Annotated in this window: 21 protein-coding genes; 12 read left to right on the forward strand and 9 right to left on the reverse strand. The window is 59.6% G+C overall.

Annotated features, from left to right (window positions below):
• Positions 1-23 precede the first annotated feature (23 nt).
• The 12 genes from Q1J43_RS10610 (at position 24) to Q1J43_RS10665 (ending at position 9,100) form a co-directional block, all read left to right on the forward strand.
• Positions 24-509 (forward strand): DUF3489 domain-containing protein, encoded by a 486-nt coding sequence (locus Q1J43_RS10610; RefSeq protein ID WP_301102469.1) that lies wholly within the window; start codon positions 24-26, stop codon positions 507-509.
• A gap of 632 nt (positions 510-1,141) precedes the next feature.
• A complete protein-coding gene (locus Q1J43_RS10615; RefSeq protein ID WP_301102470.1) occupies positions 1,142-2,062 on the forward strand; it encodes a hypothetical protein in 921 nt (306 codons plus the stop codon).
• A 172-nt stretch (positions 2,063-2,234) separates the two neighbouring features.
• The gene (locus Q1J43_RS10620) at positions 2,235-2,450 is read left to right on the forward strand and encodes an AlpA family transcriptional regulator (protein ID WP_301102471.1); all 216 of its coding nucleotides are present in this window, start codon (positions 2,235-2,237) and stop codon (positions 2,448-2,450) included.
• Positions 2,450-4,282: a hypothetical protein gene (locus Q1J43_RS10625; protein ID WP_301102472.1), complete on the forward strand. Its 1,833-nt coding sequence runs from the start codon at positions 2,450-2,452 to the stop codon at positions 4,280-4,282. Before Q1J43_RS10620 ends, Q1J43_RS10625 begins: the two co-directional genes overlap by 1 nt.
• Complete coding sequence (locus Q1J43_RS10630; RefSeq protein ID WP_301102473.1) at positions 4,275-4,586, forward strand: hypothetical protein; 312 nt, start codon at positions 4,275-4,277, stop codon at positions 4,584-4,586. The genes Q1J43_RS10625 and Q1J43_RS10630 overlap by 8 nt, the downstream gene beginning before the upstream one ends.
• A gap of 16 nt (positions 4,587-4,602) precedes the next feature.
• Positions 4,603-5,442 (forward strand): hypothetical protein, encoded by an 840-nt coding sequence (locus tag Q1J43_RS10635; protein WP_301102474.1) that lies wholly within the window; start codon positions 4,603-4,605, stop codon positions 5,440-5,442.
• A 164-nt stretch (positions 5,443-5,606) separates the two neighbouring features.
• Positions 5,607-6,047, forward strand: coding sequence for a hypothetical protein (locus Q1J43_RS10640; RefSeq protein WP_301102475.1), 441 nt, complete (start codon positions 5,607-5,609; stop codon positions 6,045-6,047).
• Between the two features lie 94 nt (positions 6,048-6,141).
• A complete protein-coding gene (locus tag Q1J43_RS10645) occupies positions 6,142-6,573 on the forward strand; it encodes a hypothetical protein (protein WP_301102476.1) in 432 nt (143 codons plus the stop codon).
• A gap of 67 nt (positions 6,574-6,640) precedes the next feature.
• Entirely contained in the window at positions 6,641-6,886 is a 246-nt protein-coding gene (locus Q1J43_RS10650; protein ID WP_301102477.1) for a hypothetical protein, read from the forward strand.
• A 2-nt stretch (positions 6,887-6,888) separates the two neighbouring features.
• The gene (locus tag Q1J43_RS10655; protein WP_301102478.1) at positions 6,889-7,335 is read left to right on the forward strand and encodes a DUF2924 domain-containing protein; all 447 of its coding nucleotides are present in this window, start codon (positions 6,889-6,891) and stop codon (positions 7,333-7,335) included.
• Entirely contained in the window at positions 7,332-8,675 is a 1,344-nt protein-coding gene (locus tag Q1J43_RS10660; protein ID WP_301102479.1) for a recombinase family protein, read from the forward strand. Before Q1J43_RS10655 ends, Q1J43_RS10660 begins: the two co-directional genes overlap by 4 nt.
• Positions 8,672-9,100, forward strand: coding sequence for a site-specific recombinase resolvase (locus Q1J43_RS10665; protein WP_301102480.1), 429 nt, complete (start codon positions 8,672-8,674; stop codon positions 9,098-9,100). Before Q1J43_RS10660 ends, Q1J43_RS10665 begins: the two co-directional genes overlap by 4 nt.
• Before the next feature lie 450 nt (positions 9,101-9,550).
• On the opposite strand, the gene Q1J43_RS10670 is transcribed toward Q1J43_RS10665, so the two are convergent.
• The 9 genes from Q1J43_RS10670 to Q1J43_RS10710 all read right to left on the reverse strand — a co-directional run bounded on the left by Q1J43_RS10670 (position 9,551) and on the right by Q1J43_RS10710 (position 18,953).
• Positions 9,551-10,708: a hypothetical protein gene (locus Q1J43_RS10670; protein ID WP_301102481.1), complete on the reverse strand. Its 1,158-nt coding sequence runs from the start codon at positions 10,706-10,708 to the stop codon at positions 9,551-9,553.
• 274 nt (positions 10,709-10,982) lie between these two features.
• Positions 10,983-11,984, reverse strand: coding sequence for an ADP-ribosylglycohydrolase family protein (locus Q1J43_RS10675; protein ID WP_301102482.1), 1,002 nt, complete (start codon positions 11,982-11,984; stop codon positions 10,983-10,985).
• A gap of 32 nt (positions 11,985-12,016) precedes the next feature.
• Complete coding sequence (locus Q1J43_RS10680) at positions 12,017-12,298, reverse strand: hypothetical protein (protein WP_301102483.1); 282 nt, start codon at positions 12,296-12,298, stop codon at positions 12,017-12,019.
• 212 nt (positions 12,299-12,510) lie between these two features.
• Positions 12,511-12,783, reverse strand: a complete 273-nt coding sequence (locus Q1J43_RS10685; RefSeq protein ID WP_301102484.1) for a hypothetical protein — start codon at positions 12,781-12,783, stop codon at positions 12,511-12,513.
• 9 nt (positions 12,784-12,792) lie between these two features.
• Positions 12,793-13,575, reverse strand: a complete 783-nt coding sequence (locus Q1J43_RS10690; RefSeq protein ID WP_301102485.1) for a hypothetical protein — start codon at positions 13,573-13,575, stop codon at positions 12,793-12,795.
• A gap of 171 nt (positions 13,576-13,746) precedes the next feature.
• Positions 13,747-16,659: a hypothetical protein gene (locus Q1J43_RS10695; RefSeq protein WP_301102486.1), complete on the reverse strand. Its 2,913-nt coding sequence runs from the start codon at positions 16,657-16,659 to the stop codon at positions 13,747-13,749.
• A 91-nt stretch (positions 16,660-16,750) separates the two neighbouring features.
• Entirely contained in the window at positions 16,751-17,095 is a 345-nt protein-coding gene (locus tag Q1J43_RS10700) for a hypothetical protein (RefSeq protein ID WP_301102487.1), read from the reverse strand.
• Between the two features lie 144 nt (positions 17,096-17,239).
• Entirely contained in the window at positions 17,240-17,512 is a 273-nt protein-coding gene (locus Q1J43_RS10705; protein WP_301102488.1) for a hypothetical protein, read from the reverse strand.
• Between the two features lie 52 nt (positions 17,513-17,564).
• Complete coding sequence (locus Q1J43_RS10710; protein ID WP_301102489.1) at positions 17,565-18,953, reverse strand: site-specific integrase; 1,389 nt, start codon at positions 18,951-18,953, stop codon at positions 17,565-17,567.
• Positions 18,954-19,062 lie beyond the last annotated feature (109 nt).

The following is a 19,062-nucleotide window of genomic DNA, read 5'->3' on the forward strand; positions in this document are numbered from 1 at the left end:
CCCACCAACCACCGGAGATGATCATGAACGCCAAACTGACTACCACCCAAGCCGCCATCCTCAAAGCCGCTGCCGACCGTCCGGATGGCAACATCGAACCATTGCCGACCAATCTGCGCGGCGGCGCTCGAACCGCCGTCATCGATGGCCTGCTCGCCCGAGGGCTCATCGCGGAATCTGAAGGCAGCCACCTGCTGACCGATGCCGGCTACGCCGCCGTCGGCAAACGAAGCCGGATTCCCAAGGATGTCCGGAAACTGGACGCCCCCGATGCCCTCACGAGAAGTGAGCCCATCCCACACACCCTTCGCCCCGGTACCAAGTTGGCCGCGATCATTGACGCGATGCGCAATCCCGGCGGCGCGACCATTGCCCAGATGATGGCCGGCACCGGCTGGCAAGCCCATAGCGTTCGGGGCGCGATATCCGGCATGGTCAGGAAGCGCCTCGGCTACGAGGTGATCACAGAGAAGGGGGCGGACGGGCAGCGGGCCTATCGCATCGCCTGACCGCAAACCGCCCAAGGGTATCGCTTCAATCGATACCCTTTTCTTCGGCCAATTTACTCGGTGGCCGTTTTGCCATTTTTCGACCCTGAAATCGCAGGGAACCTGCTCCAGCGCTGGCTGGAATAGGGGTGACCGTTTTTCGGTTTCAAGGGTGTGAACTCAACGCACACCCTTGGCCGGAGTGCAAACCGCAAACCCTGCAAACCTCGGTTTGCACCCTGACGCTATCGAAGCGCCGCGCTCGCGCCCCCCGCATGGGTTTATCGCCAGGAAGGACCCCTCTTACCTGGGCATCCCCTTTCCCGCCGACCATAACAATACGAGTGACCATCACCATCATCACAACCATCACCGGGTCTTTGTCAGCGTGACAGTGGTGATGGTTGTGACGATGGCTGCCTATTGTTTACGTCGCCGGAAACGGGGATATGTCCACGACCGTGATCATCACACCGGGTAGCCATACCGCCTTCCACCGACCATAACAATAGTGACTGACCGTCACCATCATCACAATCATCACCGGCAGTGTGATGGTCGTGACAGTCGTGATGATGCCCGCCTATTGTTTGCATCGGCATGGAAGGGATGTCCCATCTCCGGTAATATTTCCGTACTGGAACTTACCACCGATGAACTGGCCGAACAACACCTGCGATCCGATCTGGGAACATGCCGACTGGCTGCCGCCAGAGTACATTCTCGACCGCTGGTGCCAGCAAGACGCCCGGTGCCGTTACGCCAAGCAACAAGCGCTGCTCTCGGCCTGCGAGCGAGGCGAGGTTTACTACCGGCGCAGCGACGGTAAGACCTTCGACGACCCGATTCACGAACTGTCTGCACGCGGCATCCTGCTGATAGACCGGGACAGCTTCGTTGCCTGGGCTACTGCGGTGGATGGCCAAAGCCCGCTGCCAGCGCGTCCGCGCAAGCAGCCACCCTACCCGGGATGGGCCTCGCCGGGCGACTGCCTGTTTGATGAAGAACAGTGGGATTGGGTGCCGGTCACACCACCGATCAGGGCAACCCCACCGGCCCAGCCCACCAATACACCACCGCTTCCCTTTGACCCACCAGAATGGGTAAAGGAAATGGAAATGCGCGCCACCGAGGCGAAAGCCGCCGCCGCATCTGCTTTGTCCGCCGAGTCCGCAGATGAAGAGAATGAGGATGACGATTGGGATGAGGAACTTGTATCACCAGCCGACACCAAGCCGGATTACGATTCCTATCCGTCCGAAGACGAATTGCGCAAGCTCGGCGTGCCTACCGACGAAATCATCAGTGCTTTTCAGGTTGAAGATACTCGCCACCAGAACGAGAAGTGGTGGAAAGAGCGCATGGGCAATGTCTCGCGCGCCAACAAAGCCCTCGGCGAAGCGCTTGTCCAGAAGGGTCTGAAAAATCGCGGGGCCAAGAGCTACCCCTCGTGGTGGCGGCCTGATCTGGTCGCCCACTGGCTAATCGATGCCAGGCATTTGGGGAGCCACAAGGTAGCCCCAGTCCTGCGCAAAGAATTCCCGAAGTGGGCCAAACTGTTCGACGAACAGTAGTCCCCGCCGTAGCCCCACCGTATTTCCGGTAGGGGCGGATTCAAATTTCCCCACCGTAAAACTCGCCTGAAACCCGCGCCGTTACTGGATCGCCTGCCGTAGGGCCTTCCTACGGCAGGACTCGGCCTGCCAACCTCCATCGCATTCCAACGCGAAACAGGAGGTTCATCCGATGTCCAAAACGATCCAGCCCCGGCTGATAGTGCTGCGCCGCCGTCAGGTCGAGGCACGCACCGGGCTTGGCCGCAGTTCGATCTACGCCCTGATCGCCGACGGGCAGTTTCCGGCACCGATCCGCTTGTCCGCCAATACGGTCGGTTGGCTCGAACACGAGATCGATGCGTGGATTGCCGAGCGCACCAAGGTATCCAGGACGGTGATGTCGTGATGGCCGACACCTCCCTTTCCCCGGCCCGGTCAGTAGACAACGACCATCACGATCATCACCACCGTCACATCGGTGATGTTGGTGATGGTGGTGACGATGCCTCTCTATTGTTGCAGTCGGCAGCAGAGGGGATGCCCGACGATCCCGTTACCATCATCGAAGCCGCCATCGAGCGCCTGCGCGATGACGTCGGGGCTATCGTCGAACCCACTGTGGTCACCGCCTTCTCCATCCTGCGCGCCACCGACCTGCCCAATTACCTGCGCCTACGGCATAAGGCTAAGGAAGCCAACAAGGGCTGCCTGGTCACTGAACTCGATAAGGCCGTGCAGCAATCGCTGCCGGGCGGTGGTGACGAACCTTCGGCCCTCGACGAACTGGTCGCGCTGGCCCGCAACCAATGCCAGCTCAAGCACGACCCCGACCGCAACGCCATTGCCGTCATCCCGATGCCGGGCCGGCAGGAAGTCTGGCGCGTCTATTCCACCGGCTACGAGGAATGGCTGCGTACTGCTTACTGGCGAGCCAAGGAAGCTGGTGTGCCAGAAACCACGATGAAGTCGGCCCTGGCGACCATTGCCGCCGCCGGTATCAATGATGGTGAGCAGATCAACCTTCACGTCCGCGCCGCTAAGGACGACGCGGGCTACCTGATCGATCTTTGCGATGAGCAATGGCGCGCAGTGTTGGTTACACCGACCGGCTGGCAGGTGCTCGACCACTCCCGGGCGTATTTCACCCGCACCCAGTCGATGCGCCCATTGCCCGAACCGCAGCGCGGCGGCGACATCGGCCTGCTCTGGCAGCACACCAACATCCCCGGCAACCGTCGCGTGATGGTGCTGACGTGGTTGCTCGACAGCTTCCGGCCTGATACCCCATTCCCAGTGCTGGAACTCGTTGGCGAGCAAGGCTCGGCCAAGTCCACCACACAGTCCGTGCTGCGCAGTCTCGTCGATCCCAACAAGGTGATGCTGCGTGGTCGGCCGAAGACCGTCGAAGACATCTTCGTCGCCGCTGCCAACAACTGGTTGGTCTCCTACGAGAACCTCTCGGGCCTCACCGCCGAACAACAGGATGCCTTCTGCACCTTGAGTACGGGCGGTGGCTTCGCCTCGCGTCAGCTCTACACGAATGGCGAAGAACACATCATGGAAACCAAGCGGCCCGTAGTGCTGAACGGCATCGCCGTGGTCGCTACGCGCCCCGATCTGATCGACCGGGTAATTCACGTCGATATGCCGACGATCCCGCCCGAGGCAAGGAAGGACGATGCCGACACCTCGGCGACCTGGGAACGTGACCGGCCATTGGTGTTCGGCGCGCTACTTGATCTCTTCGCCGACGCCCTGCGCATCCTGTCGTCGGTGAAGCTCGCCCACAAGCAGCGCATGGCTGACTTCGAGCGCTTCGGCGAGGCGGTGGCCCGCGCACTCGGTTTCGAGCCCGGCGAATTCCAGCGCCAATACGCCGAACTGGTGCGTGCCGGCATCGACCGTGCCCTGGAGAGCAACGCCGTCGCGCAGGTGCTCGACAAGTATTTCGAGGAGCGCATCACGCCGTGGAACTGGCAGGGCACGGCTGGCCAACTCTACGACCTGCTCAACAACCAGATCATCCCGGATCGCAGCACCTGGCCGAAGTCGCCGAAGGGCTTGGCCGACCAGTTGCGCCGCATCGCGCCGGCCTACCGCGCCAAGGGCATTGAGATCAGCCATCTCGGCCACAGCCGGGAAGGCGCGCTGTGGCGCATCGCCCTGATCCGCACTCATTCAACCGCCACGCCGCCCGGCGTCGAGGGTGGCATTCGTTATGGAGCTCATCGTGAATAGAGAACCCCCTTCCAACCTGCATCCGATCTGGTATCGCCACTTCGGCTTCCAGCCGCAGGCCACTCGCACCTCTCGCCCGTCTGCCGTGCAGCCATCAAGACAGGCGTCTCGTCCTGCCACGGCCTTGCCTCGCGCAGCTCGACAGAGCGGTGAGTGGGAACCGACCTGCGACTACCGCCCGCCCTACGGCACACCGGTTGGCATCCGTCGCCGGCTTGGGCCGCACACCTGGGAAAGCACCGTGGTGCTGCCCGGTGATTCCCGCTACCCGTGGCCTGACCACACCCCCGATTCCACCCACTGACACAAGGAGAGCAACGATGAAACTGAATCCATTCCGCCGCAAAACCAACGGCTATTTCGACAAGATCAAGGCCGATTACGCCGAACGCACCCGCGAACTCGAGGCCCTGCGCCGCGAGGTCGCCGAGGCAAAAACTGCGTTCGAAGATGCCCGGCAAGCGCTCTTCGAAGTTGAGCAGAAATCCAACTCGACGGTGTGGACGCGGCGCGAGCAGGATCTTCTGCGCCAGAAAAACGCCGCCGAGCATCACTACGACGAATTACGAACCCGCCTGGGGCGTCTGGAACTTGAGCACCGCAGTCTGCGCTGGAAGGCCGAGGCCCCGGATGGTCTGGCAAAGCGGGTTGCTGAACTGAAGGCGCTGGCGACGCGACGGAAACAGATCGCAGCCGAACGCGAGAAACAGCGGGCCGCCATCGCCAAGCTCGAGTCGCGCATTACGGCCTTGCGGGGTGAGATCAACCAGGAAACCGAGTCGGCCACGCAGGCATTGATCGAGTCGGGTGGCGATGCGCCGAGCGCGTCGGATGCCTTGGTCAAGCGCCGCCAGGACTTGAAGCTGCTCGCCGAAGCGGTTGCGAAGGTTCGTCAGCAGGATGCGGCTCTCGAATCCGAACTGGGGAACATTCCAGCTCAGGAGAGGGAACTGCGGCGGTGCATCGAATCGGACCAGGCATCGGTTGCCGAGATCGATCTCCACGAGCAGATGCCGGAGTTCATCCAGGTGATCGCCCGGGCCGCCGTCAGCAAGGCACGCGCCTACGGTGGCAACCGCCATACCTACGAAATCCAGATTCCTGACGCTGCTTTGGAAGCGGCCACGGCATCGCTCGACGCCGAGATTCCATCGGATTGATTTGTGGCGGGTGGCGACGAGGCCCGGCATAGCCGCCATCCGTTCTGACGCAGCGATTTCGGGATGCGTCAGTTCTTGCTCGCCATGCCAGGTAATGCGCCGCCGGCGCTGACTGCGAAAGGCATCGCAGAAAGCCGGCATCCCTCAACAACCAGGAGAGATCAATGGAAATCAAATCCACCCAATTCGATATGACCAATCCGTTCGCGCCGCTACAGGAGCGGGTGAATCAGGTCGAGACCGTCCTGCGGCAGATGCCATCCGCGCAACGTGAGCAACTACTGGCCGAGATGCTGCCACCGATGCCAATGCACCACCCTGCGCCAGCCATCGAGCCTGCCGTGACGATGGTGACCGTCAAGGTCGAGGAATGGGATGGCGGGCCGGTGGTTCAGCAACGCTACCCCACTACCGCACTCCGGCCACGGCGAATCGTTGGCTATATACCCTGGCAGTGGCGCTGGATCGTCGCCGGCATTCGCTTGACCCGAATGATGCGCAAGTCAGCAAAGCAGCAGATGAAGCAGTTCAACAAGCTGCAGCGCCAGATGATTCGACGGGTCCTTCCTCGCCGCAATGCCATGCGGGGGGCGCGAGCCCGCTGACCCGCTACCGATAGACCACGAAACGAGGTTACCAGTTACCACCCTGGTTACCACCCCGGCGATGTGCCGGGTTACCACCATTCAAGGAGATGAAATGAACAGCACTACGACCACCACCACCGGCCATCTGCCCATCGAGCGGCTGGGCCACTTCGATCCGGAAGTCCACCAGCGCGTCCAGCAATGGCTTGCCAGCGGGCAGTTGCTGGCCTGGATTCCCATCCTCAGTCAGGAGAACTTCCCGGACGTGCCACCGCAAATCTTGCAGTTTGCCGATCGTTATCAGGAGGCGATGCGCTGGCCGATCCACCGGCCGGAGGACTTGCTGACATTGCCCGATGGCATCACCGGCTGGTTGCTACCGGCTGACGCCGACGATACCGACGTGGCCTGCGGGGTGTGGAATGGCGAGGTCTACATCCTGGGCGTACAGGACAAGCGTACCGGCAGGAAGCAGACCTTGCTGGGCGAGCGCTTCGATGTTGCGACTGGGCAGGCCGATGAGCCCGAACAGAGCGCGGTTTGACTTGGCTTCTGCCCGGGAAGAAGCGTTCATGGAGGTCCGCAAAACCCTCTCAATGAAGGAGATTGAAATGAAGATGACAACCGTTACCGCCCTGGTGACCGACACCAACAGATACTTTCGTGGAGCAATGCCTGTGCAGGTCGAGTTTGACGCCCACGGCCCGGTACGTATTCAGCACGCCGGGCAGACCTACCATTACACGGGCAAGGAGGGACGGAGCCTAGACAGGGGACTCGCTACACGCGAGATGGCCACCGTCGATGACGCCCGTCTGTGGACCACGCTGGACGTCATACAGATCTGGGAGGACTGAGGATGACAGCCAGTCCGAAATCCTCTGTGGCCGCGCAGTTGGCGGCGTTGCCCCAACTCCCGCAGGATCGCCTGTGGGCGTTGTGGGATGAGCATTTCCCGCGTCGGCCCAAGCGTGTGCATCGTCGATACCTTGAAGCGCGCTTGGCCTACCGCTTGCAAGAGATCGCCCTTGGCGGTTTGCCGCCGGCGGTCAAGGCCCATCTGGCCGACTGCGGCGAGCAGTATTCCAAGATCAAGGTCGGTCGTGGCCCCGAGGTACGGATGATGCCGGGCACCACGCTGATCCGCGAATGGGATCGCTGCGAGTACCGTGTTACCGTCCTGCCCGATGGGTTCTACGAACTGAATGGCCAGCGCTACAAGAGCCTATCGGCGGCGGCACGCGCCATCACCGGCACGCACTGGTCAGGGCCAGCCTTCTTCGGCGTGAAGGGAGGACGGAAATGAACCTTGTTGCTCCGAAGCGCTGCGCCGTCTATTGCCGGGTATCGAGTGACGAGCGTCTCGACCAGACTTTCAACTCCCTCGATGCGCAGAAGGATGCCGGGCTGGCCTACGTCGCCAGCCAGCGTACCGAGGGCTGGATTCCTGTGCCCGACGACTACATTGATCCCGGCTTCTCCGGTGGCAATATGGAACGTCCCGGTTTGAAACGCCTGATGGCCGATATCGAGGCCGGCAAAGTCGACATCGTGGTGGTGTACAAAATCGACCGCCTGACCCGGAGCCTCGGCGATTTCTCCCGGCTGATCGAAGTCTTCGAGCGGCACAAGGTTTCGTTCGTGTCGGTCACCCAGCAATTCAATACCACCACGTCGATGGGCCGGCTGATGCTCAACGTCCTGCTGTCCTTCGCGCAGTTCGAGCGGGAGGTCACCGGCGAACGCATCCGCGACAAGATCGCGGCGTCAAAAGCCAAGGGAATGTGGATGGGCGGTCATCCGCCGCTCGGCTACCGAGTCGAGGATCGGCGGTTGGTGGTGGTCGAGACGGAAGCCGACTTGGTCAGGCGCATCTTCACGGATTTCGTGGCTTGCCGGTCGACCACGGATCTGGTGCGGCAACTGGCTGCCGACGGCAAGACCAACAAGCAGGGCAAACCCTTCAGCAAGCAGATGCTCTACAAACTGCTGCACAACCGCGTCTATCGGGGCGAGATTCCCCACAAGGGGCAGTTCTATCCTGGAGCGCACGAGGTGATCATCGAACAGGGATTGTGGGATGCCGCGCACGCCATCCTCGCGCAGAATAATCGCCAGCGCACTTCGGAGACTTGGCAGCGGCGTCAGCCGGAGGCATTGCTGCTCGGCCTGTTCTACACCGCCGATGGCGAGAAGTATCAGCCGGCCTTCACGAAGAAGTCCAACGGCAAGCGCTATCGCTACTACGTGCCCAACCGCAAGGTGCGGTTCGGTGCCGACGCCAGCCCGGCAGGCCGGGTGCCGGCGGAACCCATCGAGGAACTGGTGCTGGCGCAAATCCACGCCACGCTGATGTCACCTGAGATGGTGCAGTCGGTATGGGATGTGGCCCGGGAGAAATACCCGGCATTGACCGAACCGGAGGTGGTGTTGCCGCTGCGGCAGATGGGCCAGGTCTGGACGCAGTTGTTCCCCGCCGAGCGCCAGCGCATCGTCCAGTTGCTGATCGAGCGCGTGACGCTCCGGGAGGAAGGCATCGAGATTACATGGCGAGAGTCCGGATGGCACGCCCTGGCCGGCGAGATGCGGCCAGGCACGATTGGGGCGGAATTACTGGAGATGGAACAGCAGGAGGTGATGGCATGACAAGGATCATTCAGACGGGCACGGCCACGCATCAAGGTGGTCGGCCGGGCGCGAAACTGACGACCTTCATCCCTGTGCGCATCAAGCGGCACGGTGGTCGCAAGGTGGTGATTCCGGCAGCGACCGGCGACAAGATACCGGAGCACGATGCGCCGATCCTGACGGCGCTGTCCAGGGCGTTTCACTGGCAGCGACTCATCGACGAAGGCATCGTCAGCAGCGGTTCAGACATTGCCCGGCGCGAGGGCTTGCACCAGACGACCGTGAATGAGCTGCTGCGACTGACGCTGCTCTCGCCGACGCTGATCCGCAGCATCCTTGATGGGCAGCAGCCGAAGACCTTGAGCTTGCTCTGGTTGAAGAACCATTTGCCGCCGTCGGATTGGGATGAGCAGCACGCATTGTTCGATGGATTCGATGCGTAAAACGGGTTTGCAAGGTTTCTGGTCAGTGCGGTTGACGCCCAACTATCGGCCCGAAACCCGCATGAAATCGAGGGGGTGAGCCTTGTTCAGCCACAGGTCAAATGGAGAAAAGAGAGGCGTCCGGGCCACTTCTGGTAGGAGAATGCCCCGCCGGGGCGATGACGAAACACCAGACCCCGCCGAAAGCCCCGCCAGTACTGGCGCGGCGGGCAGAAAAAAACCCAACCGGTAAGGGTTGGGTTTTAGAATTGGTGGGCCCGCACGGACTTGAACCGTGGACCAAAGGATTATGAGCCCCTCGGAAACGCGCCCTCTCAACTTGTGCGTTGCTTTTAAGTTGTTGAGTGCAAAGGCTAGTTCATGTTTCTCGACACGAACCCAAACCACAAATTCGGAACCAGAAGTGTACCAGACGGGGTCTGATGTACCGGAACCGGACCGGAAACCGGGTCAAATCGAACTCGATCTGCGCAACGCATCGCCCCTAACTTTGATGGCGTCAAAAAACGTGGATGCAGCGCTTTTTGCTGCGGCTTTTGACGCCGCATCGATCAGCTCTAACTCGACGCCACCACGCCCTCCAACATAGGCCGGGCCACCGATATCATCGTCATAGTCTGATCCGTCCTCATTTATGGCGCGGTATTCGTCCTTGGCGAGATCGGTTCCAAGCATCTCGGCAAGGTAAAACCATTGCCAGCATCGCTGCGGGGTCGACTGGTCGTATCCTTCAATGAGTTTTCGCATGGCTTCGGTGTCACCACGTTCAGCGGCGATGGTGAGCCACTGCCATGCGTCGTCAGGGCGGCCTAATCTTTCGGCCAGATCGGCCGCAAGCGACGGATCGATGTCCGCGGACGGGTGTGGGGGGCGCTCGAAGAAAGACGGATCGTCGAAGCGCTCGGCCATTTCGAGCAAGGCGCCTTCATGTCCGAGGGCGCCAGCGGTCCGAAGGTGGTGCTCGTACTTTTCGGCATTGCTAAGCGAGGCCGCGTATGCGTCAGCCCATTCTTTCTCAACGCCCGCAAGAACGCGGCCGTTTTTCTCTTCGGTGTACCAAAACTCACTGCCGACGGGTTCATCGTAGGGGTCGTCGTCGGTCGGAGCGTGAAGAAGCGCCAACGCGTAATGGGCGCGTGCATCGCCCCTATCCCCTGCTGCGACTAGGCCTTCGAGGAGGATGGGGCAAGTAATCGATTCGACATCGAGCCACGATTCGAGCCGTTCGTTGTCGTCACCCTCAGAGTCGCCGCCGCCATACGACGAATCTCCCGTTTCCCCCAGCAGGTTTGCAAGCAGATCGGAGATGCGGACGACGCCGATGCCTTTCTGCGTCATGTAGATCGGGAGTGCCTGGGAAACCCGAAGGGCCGCTTCAGGCGGGTAGTCCAAGTCTAGGCATCGGCGGCCGACTCGTTCGGCAAAACTGGCCGGGTGCCGACTGGTGAGGCCGTTTTGGGTGAAGACGTGACCCGCGGTCAGGGACGCGTAGGAACTGAATCCGAGCGCGGCGGCGAGTAGCTCGTAGATGTGGGCGCGCTTGAAGTTCGCGCCCGTATTGGCGTGGAGGTGCTGCTGTGCGTCAAACGCAAGTTGCTTGATCGTCATGATCAACCTTTCCTGAAAACCTCGCCGGATCGGGTCAGGTGCACGCGTTTAAGTCCCCGACGACGAGGCTCAAAGAGAGGTCTATCAAGATATGACGGTCGTTGCCGTGTTGCCTTTTTTTACTCGCGTGCAAGTAGGGTGGGCACCGGCGTTGATTCTAGCTACTGAGGCCGATGTAGTCTAGATGCATTATTGAAGCACGTGTCTTGGGTAGGCAAACGAATGCCCTTGCTCCACGGCCAGGGGTCGCGTTCTGAAGCCATAGACTGCGCTGTTACCAAGTAGTCGGCTGCAAAAGGCGGACAATCAGTGCATCGACCTGCTTGGTTTGAAGCCACTCTGGACGCGACCGCCCCTGATGGGTGTCGCAATGCAATACCGCGTTCCGCATCGTCTCGGGGATGCCCTTTTCACCGTGCAAGGCGCCGATCAGCCCGCCAACGATGCAGGCGTTGGTATCAGTATCACCGCCGCCCGACAGGGTGGCGAAGATTGCCGATTCGTACGATGTCTGAATGGACAAATGATGAAAGGCCCAAGTGAAGGCGATCCGAATGTACCCCGCCTGCGGGTGACTGGCAGGGAGCTCACCACGAAGGGCATCGCCCAACCAAGACCGGACTTCTTTGGCGTCGCCTTCAACCTCGTCCAGAATGTCAGCAGTGAGCTTTAAAGCGCCCGCCGCATCTCCAGGGTTGAGCAACAAGTGACGGATGGCAACCACGTACGCGACACCGGCCCATTGGCAGGTAGGGTTGGGATGGGTCAGTCGGGCGTCAAACAAAGCCGCATACACCGTCGATCCAATCGATCTGCCGGCGCCCCAGACCCCGATTGCCGATGCGCGCATCAGGCTGCCATTAGCCTTCGAGTCACGGTTTTTTTGCGCAGCGCGCAGCCACATCTGTGCTCCAAAGTCTGGACTGGCGGGATCACCCTCGCTCAGTGCATTGTGGGTTGCATGTCCAACATCGAAAGGTGACGAGAGAAACCAATGGCGATAAGCGCGGGCAACCCGGTTGCGGTCATAGGCCGATTGCCCGGCCAGTCCGAGGGCCAGTGCCAGTGTCAGCTCGCCATCGTCGGTCACTTGCCCCGGCGCCGTTTTCCAGATCCCACCACCAACCATACGCATGGCGTTCTCTACCTCTGCCGCAAATGGTTTTCGGCCAAGAAATTCCAGCGTCGCACCGGCGGCATCACCAGCCAAGGCGCCAATCATTGCGCCCCGGGCATGGGTGAGCAATTCGGCATCGAACTTGGTTTCTTGATTCATAAAGACGGCAGGGTGATTGTTGTGCAGACAACTCAGAAATCGCCCAAGAACTCATCGTCGCCGAGAGCTAGCGTCAAGGCGGAAATACGGATTGAGTCTCCGACCGCGCGGGCCAGTTTGCGCCCTTCGAGCTTCTTCATGCCCTCGCCCATCGAGCGGACGAACTCATCATGGCGATCTTGAACCCATTGCATCGCATTCGCCGTCTTTCTGAACAGGTAGTCGGCGATGAACTTGTCGAGCGTCAGTGTCGAAAACTCGCCATGCTTGTTGATGTATTGCAACTGAACCTTTTCGCCAGTCTTCGTAGCCATGATCTTTCTCCTTTAGGTCGCGTCTGATTGATGAGCGGGTGCCGGGGCAACATTCAGGCCAAGATCACTTGGCGATCGCGGCGGCGTAGAGGTTTGAATTCGATGGTCGTGCAAAACGGCATCACCACAGGCAAGTCCGAGCAGTGCGCCGCGACAACATGCTTGAAGTTGCATGATCCGGTCTCCTATATGGCTTTGGGTGTCAGCGTCGGTCAGTGCAGCACACGCCGAAAAAGCTTTCCGGTCGTGATGGTGTCCTCGAACGAACTCGTGACCACCTTGTAGGCCCGAAGCCATTCGGCGAGGCGACTGACAGGTTTTCGGCCCATATCCCGTTCCATCGCCCGAACACTCTTCTTGTTGAAGAAACGCAGGACGCCACCGTGGCCGTCGTGCCGCTCACAGCCATAGAGGTCGAGCAACTCGTCAATGAACGGGGGGATACCTCGCTGCTGGGCGCGTTTTTGGGCGTGAAGAGTTTTCATGATCGGACCTCAATCCCCAAATAACTCGTCGAGTTGTTTCTGAGTCCGCCTCTCCGCTTCGTGACCTGGAATCTTCCAATCAGGGACATAACAGTTCAGGCCGTAGAGATCGAGGCCCTTGAACTGCTTGTCGTGGAAGAGCGAGGAGTAGATGCCCGGCGGAAGCATGAAATTTCCGTCGCCGATTCCTTCGCAGACCTTAACGATCGATCCTGAATCCGGATCGGTGAAGTCGACGAGTTCAACCCATTCGGATTCCTCGATACCAACCCGAATCGCCCAGAACGGGTCGATAGACGGTTCCAATGGGTAAATCGCACTGAGTTTGCCGCGATCCCCCCAAACAATCGAGTTGCGGGTCTCAGCCGGACTTCCGGTTTCTTGCCGATCCAAGATGAAAGTGTGCAAGTCCATGCCGAGCCATTTGAAAAACAGGCTGTTGATCAGCTTCGGGCTCGCGGCAAGAAGGAGAAGCACTCGATTCAGGAACGCATCGCGGACGATCAGTTTCCGTCCGCAAATTTCGTTCAGACGTTCAGCAACGTCGGGATCGAGAGAGAACGTAACGAGTTTCCGCTCGCCGAGCGATTCGAGACGGCCTGCAACGAACCGATTGGCGTCTGGCGAGTTACGCAAGCAAATTTCGCGGTCGAGTATCGGTAACTCTACGTCGAGGACCCGGCTCAAGTAGCTATCGCGACGCAAACAAGCAGCGTCCAGCTTGTTTTCGAGCTTCTCGATCGTTTGGCGCCAGATTTTGGCGGTGATCTTGGTGACGTTCTTGGTGCCCATGGCTGCGCTCCTGAATCAACATGGGCACAGTGTGGCAGCGACTACGGCAGTTGTCAACAGCGAACGCCGTACGGCGTTCGCTGTATTTAATAGATCGGCCGAAGTGTTTGGTCAGTCGCCCATTTGACGATGCTTAAGCATGACCCGCAGCGACTTTCGACGGCGTAGGAATCAGGAACTCTCCGTCAGGAAGCGCTCAACTTCCAGGCTCGGGAAACGAGCACGCATCTTTTCAAGAAACGTGACAACCTCGGCAGTCGCCGGCACCACGTGTTCCACAGGGTGTTCTCGGGTCCCGTTTTTCACGGCCGATACCGAGGTTTTATATCCTTCCGAAGTCAGCCATTCCGCCAGTTTGCGCTGGCTGAGATCAGCGCCGTCGAGACCCCACTGCCTCTTCTGGTAGGCAGCCAGAAAAAGCTGTTTGGCGACAGCAAGGTAACCCCCACGCGTCAAATTCTTCCGGCCGGTCCGCTGCCCGTTCCCGTTGTGCGTCGGAGAAGCTGGTTTTGCTCCTTTGAGCGTTGCCATCTTGAACGCACGGTAATACTCCCAGGACTGGAAGTCCTCAACGGTCTTGAGGCAGTGGTTGTCGCGCCAAGCATCGAAGATCAGGCGGGTCATCAGCGCTTCATCGACCGTGCCCCAGGGCTCGGTATCGAATGCCAAATGGCTTTGATCGGTGCCTGCCATCTCAACCATACGCACACTGGCCGGGATAGGCCGGCGTTTAAAATCGTACTCAAGGTTGATCCGCGTTTCCCGCGTTTCTGTTTGCAGATCGAGTTCCAGCGGTAGTTGGTCACGCATTGAAATGAAGGATTCGTACGTGATTTTCTGGCCAGGTTGGCGATTGATCGTCAGGTCCAGCATGAAGGCGTTTTCGTCTTCGACTTCGGGCCCCGGCTTGATGCCGCCTTTGGCCGTGACCGTTTTATGATCGCCATCCGCTTCGACCGTGAATTGCAGGCGGGTCCGGCCGGCGAACAGTTGCATTACTTGGTGCTTGTTTTCCAGCATGTGCGACTCTGGGGAGACGCGATCGACGAGATCCTGGAAGCGCCGGCACATGACGCCCGTCAGGTCCAGTTGCTCGATCGGGCAATCGACCAGGAAACCATCGGTCGTCGCACTGACCACCGTCGTTCCGGCCGGCAGCCGCCAGAGGATTTCGGCGATCACGGCGCGGATGAATCCGCAGACCAGCGCAGCGATGGCTGCTTCGGATATCCGTGAGGTGCCGACGATGACGCTCCCCATTTCGCGAACGCCCCATGCACGCTTTCGTTTGAAGCCTTGGCCGGTCTTGCCATAAAGGCTACAGCCGAGCAGTTTCACGAACTCGAAGGGCAAGGTTTTCCGGGCAAATGGATCGCGCGTAACGCGGATGAAAACCGCATAGCTCTCAAACAGCCGATAGCCCTCATCATCAGAAATTATGCGCGGATGCTGCTGCTCTGTTTGGCCAACCTGCGTGTCGTCGCATTCTTCTGCAGGCGACGTGGCTTTCTTCTTGGGGCGATGCTTGCCTGGGGTCTCCGAGCTGCGCGCGAAAACGTCCTCGCGCTTCATCCAGGGGATGACAATGCCGTGCTTGATGACCACCTTGGCGCCCATGGCCACCGCCAGCTCTATTTCCGGCGCCGTGCATAGCGACTCGCCGCGACGCGGAAACAAGAGCCCGCGATCTTCGGTGGAAACGGGAAGGCAGGGATACTTCACCTCGTCGGGAAACGAGAACTCGACCAGGGCGAACCCCGCCACATGGCCGATGAAATCGGCGACATCCTTGCTCCAGAATACTTCGTCATAGTCGAGGGTGTAGAGGTAGGCCAGTGCAGAAAGATAGGCGCCAGACAAATCGGGATCGTAGAAACGTCGGCGCTCGGTCGGTCCATAAGTGAAGCACTGGTTATGACCACCGATGAAGACGTCGGCCAGAAAGGGCTCCAGCCACTTGCGAATCCGCTTCGGGACGCGTTTCTTCTGCGTGTAACCCACGCCGGTGGTGTTGTCCCAACGCGTCAGTTGCTTGACCTCATAGTTCAGGGCGACGTCGAGTGCCACGCCATCGCGACGGATACAGGCTTCGCCGATACGTACAGCCAGGCCACTGGCGGTGGCCGACAGGTGACGCATATCCATGCCCAGGTGACGGCTGGCGAACCACGTTACCCAGAGCACGAACATCACCGCGATTTCAGCGTCGCGTAAGCCATACGCTTCGTATTCCTCCGGCCGCTCACGCTGGAAGCGCGCCATGTCAGCCTTGTCATAGCCCGCTGGTAGGTCGTGCTTCGGAATTCCAAGCCAATTCCCAAGGTGGACAAGCGATTTGCCCGGAGGGGCGAGCCGGCTCGCGTCGATCAGGTGCACATTCAAGAGATGGGGTTCAAACTCGTCGCCGACGACGGCTTGGTAGCGGTGTTTGAGCGCCGCTCGGCGATCCGGCGATATTGGCAACTCAATTTTAGCGGGCCGGCTCACGGTGACCAAGGTGCCGCCGACCCCTTCCAATTGCGGGCGGAGATGCTTGAAGTCGGAAAAGATCGTGATGTCGGCCCTCGTAAAAAATCCGCAGAGGACAACCTCTACAGGGCGTTCCGTGATGACCCCCGCATCCATGGCAGATTCCAGCAGATCATTGATGACCTCAGCGAGTCGCGGGCGCTGGCTGACGATCTCGCCGTTCACCACCGGAATGACCATGGTGAAGACTTCACCCGTCGGCCCGACCAGGTAAAACTGAACGCTGAGGATGCGATTCCGACCCTTCCGTGCGCGTGTCCATTCAGCATCGAAACCGATGAACACCCGAGGACCGAGGCCGCGCTCCGGAAACAGCTTGCGCTCCATCTTCCGTCGTATTGCCCTGCCGACATTCTGTTTGCCAGCTTGATGCGCTTTCAGGTAGCGCTCGCGTTCCGAAAGCGGTGCGACGGGCTTTTGCGCCAATCCGTGTTTCAGTCGGGCTTCGTCGGTGAGGCTGTCTTCCATCATGGAAGCGAAGTAGCCATCGCAGAAATGGAGTATTCCTTCATCGCTGGCGCGTTTTGGCTCGCCAGCGGTGGTTTCATTTTTCACGCTATGTATCCCCCGTATGGAAATTGAAACCGGTTTGGAAAAAGAAAAAGCCGCGCAACGGCGGCTTTTTCAGGTGGGCGATGATCAGCGATCAGACGCTTTGGGCTTCACTGGCAAGGTCCAACTTCTTCTTCGAGCGAGTAGGCATCACGGCCGATTCGAGAGGAGCAGAGACCACCCCCTCATCGAGATACGACCAGTCCGGTTGCACGGCATGCTTCGGGTCGTTGACGATGTCGTTCAAGATCATCGCGGTGCGCTTGAAGTGCTCCGCGCGGAGGGTTTCATCCTCGGTCAGGATATCGATCCAGCCAATGGTTTTGCCACTGGCGTTCTGGATGCCGATTCCATCCTCGTACACGGCGATGCGAGCCATCAGCATAACCAACACTGATGAGTAGTTGCGCAGCATGAGACTGCGGATGTGTTTAGCCATGTTTTATCTCCTATAAGATATGGCTTGCTGTAACGTGGCGGCGGCACCGTTCTCGCCGGCTAGCTTGCCGGTGCTGCCTGCCACACCAAACTGCTTGAGCAATCAAAGAGTCGTTTTAAGGGTTGTCGGCCTCCAGTTCGTTGATTAAAGGTCTTCAAGCGCGACAATCGTCGGAGGACGCTGCCGGATTCCGAGGTCGTATTCGGTTTGTAACTGGCGAGCACGCCGCGCTTCATCAGTCTCGATAACGCGAACTTTCCGCTTTGGCATTTCGAGACTTTTGGGACGACCATCGTCAAGACGTCGATTTACGGCCGACGACCTCGGGTTGGGAGCTTTCACCGGCTCTTCTTCGTCGCACGGGTAGCTGTACCCATCCTCGTAATCGCGTTCATCGAAATAGGGTTCTTGCTGCATCTCTAGCCTCCTTATGGCTGGGTTAAAAAAATGAATCCAAAGTCATCGGGTATTACGCCGCAACAAACCGCACCTCGTCGCTCATGGCAAGGCTGCGTATCGAAGGTTTGAGGAAAGGGCGGCCCAACGGGTCAAGTCCAAGGCGCCTGGCGAGCGATCGTCCAGCTTCACCGGCCGCGTACTGCAGGCGGCTGTTGGGCGCCACCAAGTAGAACTTCTCGGTGACGCGGACGCTGGAGTGGGTCAACAGCTTGCTGGCGTCGTGCGCGGTCACGCCCGGAACTTGTATGCATGCTGTTGCAAACCCCCGCCTGAATGCATGGAGCGTTAGGCCAGAAACACCCGCCCGCTTGCTGAACTTCTGGAACGCATGACCGGGGTCGCCGAGCGGGCCTCCGCTTGGGGACCCGAAGAGATAGCGACTCGTTGCCAAGGCTTTGCGCCGGGTAAGCACCGTCAATGCAACATCGCAGAGTTGAAGTGTCTCAACCCGGCCGCTCTTCGTTTCACGGACCGTGAGTACCCTGCGTTCAATGTCGAGGTCACTGACCAGCGCGTGGCGCAGTTCGCCTTGTCGGCCGCCGGTGACGATCGCCGTCAAAATGAAGTCGGAAAACACGGTGGCAGGTTCCGCCAGCAACGCTTGCCCGAGCTTGGCCAGTTGATCGTCGGATGGAATTACCAAGACCGGGTTCTCGACCTGGATCATCTTGATATCAGCCGCCGGGTTGCGCGCGATCAGTTTCAAGATCGCCAAGTCGCGGAATATCGACTTGGCGAATGCGACATGTTTCTCCGCATTGGCCGGGGATTCGACGCGTCGGATTTCTTCGATGCCCTGCCGGATGACCGGCTCACGTAGCTCACTCAGCCGCTTATCCCCCCACATGCGCTTGATGTGCTTGGGGTACCGGGACCGATCGCTGCGGAGCGATTTTTTTCCGTTCCGTTCGGAGTTTGGGAAGACCTGCTCGGTGACTGCTTGGTCCAGTGTCATGCGGTCACCTATGCCTGGCAATACACCTTGCGCAAGATCGTCGCGCAACTTGAAGTGAGCGGCGGCAGCTCGTGCGAGCGACATCTCCGGGAAGGCCCCCAGGATGGAGCAGGTTTTTTTTCCGGTTAGAGGATTCATGTATCGGTCAAGCCAGCGAAGGGCTCCGGTGTAATACGCTTGGAGAAAAAGCCCCGTAACTCCAGGCACGGTGATCTGCTTTTGGGGTTGTGGTTTCGTACCGACGCCCGATTCGTATTTTTGCCATGCCACCTGGTTGGCCATGACGTCGTCGATCATTTGTGCAGGAAGTTGAGTACCAATCCCAGCTAATGCGATTGCAATGCGCGTACTAGCGGGCAGTTTCTCGCGCCGGCGGTCAGCGATGGACGTTCCTGCTGCGAGCGAATGATCTGGTTTGAGACCCTCAACGAACGATTTCAGCAAGCTTTCCTGTGCTTGCCGGTGGCGCCTCCAAAGATCCATGCTGACCACAGGGCAAGCTCCGACCGACGGCTGGCTAGCGTCTTTTGCGTCGATAAGTGTTTTCGGTTTT

It is taken from the genome of Propionivibrio sp. (genome assembly GCF_029255185.1).
Classification (GTDB): Bacteria; Pseudomonadota; Gammaproteobacteria; order Burkholderiales; family Rhodocyclaceae; genus Propionivibrio.

Bases quoted from the DNA above. Each gene is read 5' to 3' on its own strand.
- Q1J43_RS10610 (WP_301102469.1), top strand. From the start codon at position 24: ATGAACGCCAAACTGACTACCACCCAAGCCGCCATCCTCAAAGCCGCT.
- Q1J43_RS10615 (WP_301102470.1), top strand. From the start codon at position 1,142: ATGAACTGGCCGAACAACACCTGCGATCCGATCTGGGAACATGCCGAC.
- Q1J43_RS10620 (WP_301102471.1), top strand. From the start codon at position 2,235: ATGTCCAAAACGATCCAGCCCCGGCTGATAGTGCTGCGCCGCCGTCAG.
- Q1J43_RS10625 (WP_301102472.1), top strand. From the start codon at position 2,450: ATGGCCGACACCTCCCTTTCCCCGGCCCGGTCAGTAGACAACGACCAT.
- Q1J43_RS10635 (WP_301102474.1), top strand. From the start codon at position 4,603: ATGAAACTGAATCCATTCCGCCGCAAAACCAACGGCTATTTCGACAAG.
- Q1J43_RS10640 (WP_301102475.1), top strand. From the start codon at position 5,607: ATGGAAATCAAATCCACCCAATTCGATATGACCAATCCGTTCGCGCCG.
- Q1J43_RS10645 (WP_301102476.1), top strand. From the start codon at position 6,142: ATGAACAGCACTACGACCACCACCACCGGCCATCTGCCCATCGAGCGG.
- Q1J43_RS10650 (WP_301102477.1), top strand. From the start codon at position 6,641: ATGAAGATGACAACCGTTACCGCCCTGGTGACCGACACCAACAGATAC.
- Q1J43_RS10655 (WP_301102478.1), top strand. From the start codon at position 6,889: ATGACAGCCAGTCCGAAATCCTCTGTGGCCGCGCAGTTGGCGGCGTTG.
- Q1J43_RS10660 (WP_301102479.1), top strand. From the start codon at position 7,332: ATGAACCTTGTTGCTCCGAAGCGCTGCGCCGTCTATTGCCGGGTATCG.
- Q1J43_RS10665 (WP_301102480.1), top strand. From the start codon at position 8,672: ATGACAAGGATCATTCAGACGGGCACGGCCACGCATCAAGGTGGTCGG.
- Q1J43_RS10670 (WP_301102481.1), bottom strand. From the start codon at position 10,708: ATGACGATCAAGCAACTTGCGTTTGACGCACAGCAGCACCTCCACGCC.
- Q1J43_RS10675 (WP_301102482.1), bottom strand. From the start codon at position 11,984: ATGAATCAAGAAACCAAGTTCGATGCCGAATTGCTCACCCATGCCCGG.
- Q1J43_RS10680 (WP_301102483.1), bottom strand. From the start codon at position 12,298: ATGGCTACGAAGACTGGCGAAAAGGTTCAGTTGCAATACATCAACAAG.
- Q1J43_RS10685 (WP_301102484.1), bottom strand. From the start codon at position 12,783: ATGAAAACTCTTCACGCCCAAAAACGCGCCCAGCAGCGAGGTATCCCC.
- Q1J43_RS10690 (WP_301102485.1), bottom strand. From the start codon at position 13,575: ATGGGCACCAAGAACGTCACCAAGATCACCGCCAAAATCTGGCGCCAA.
- Q1J43_RS10700 (WP_301102487.1), bottom strand. From the start codon at position 17,095: ATGGCTAAACACATCCGCAGTCTCATGCTGCGCAACTACTCATCAGTG.
- Q1J43_RS10705 (WP_301102488.1), bottom strand. From the start codon at position 17,512: ATGCAGCAAGAACCCTATTTCGATGAACGCGATTACGAGGATGGGTAC.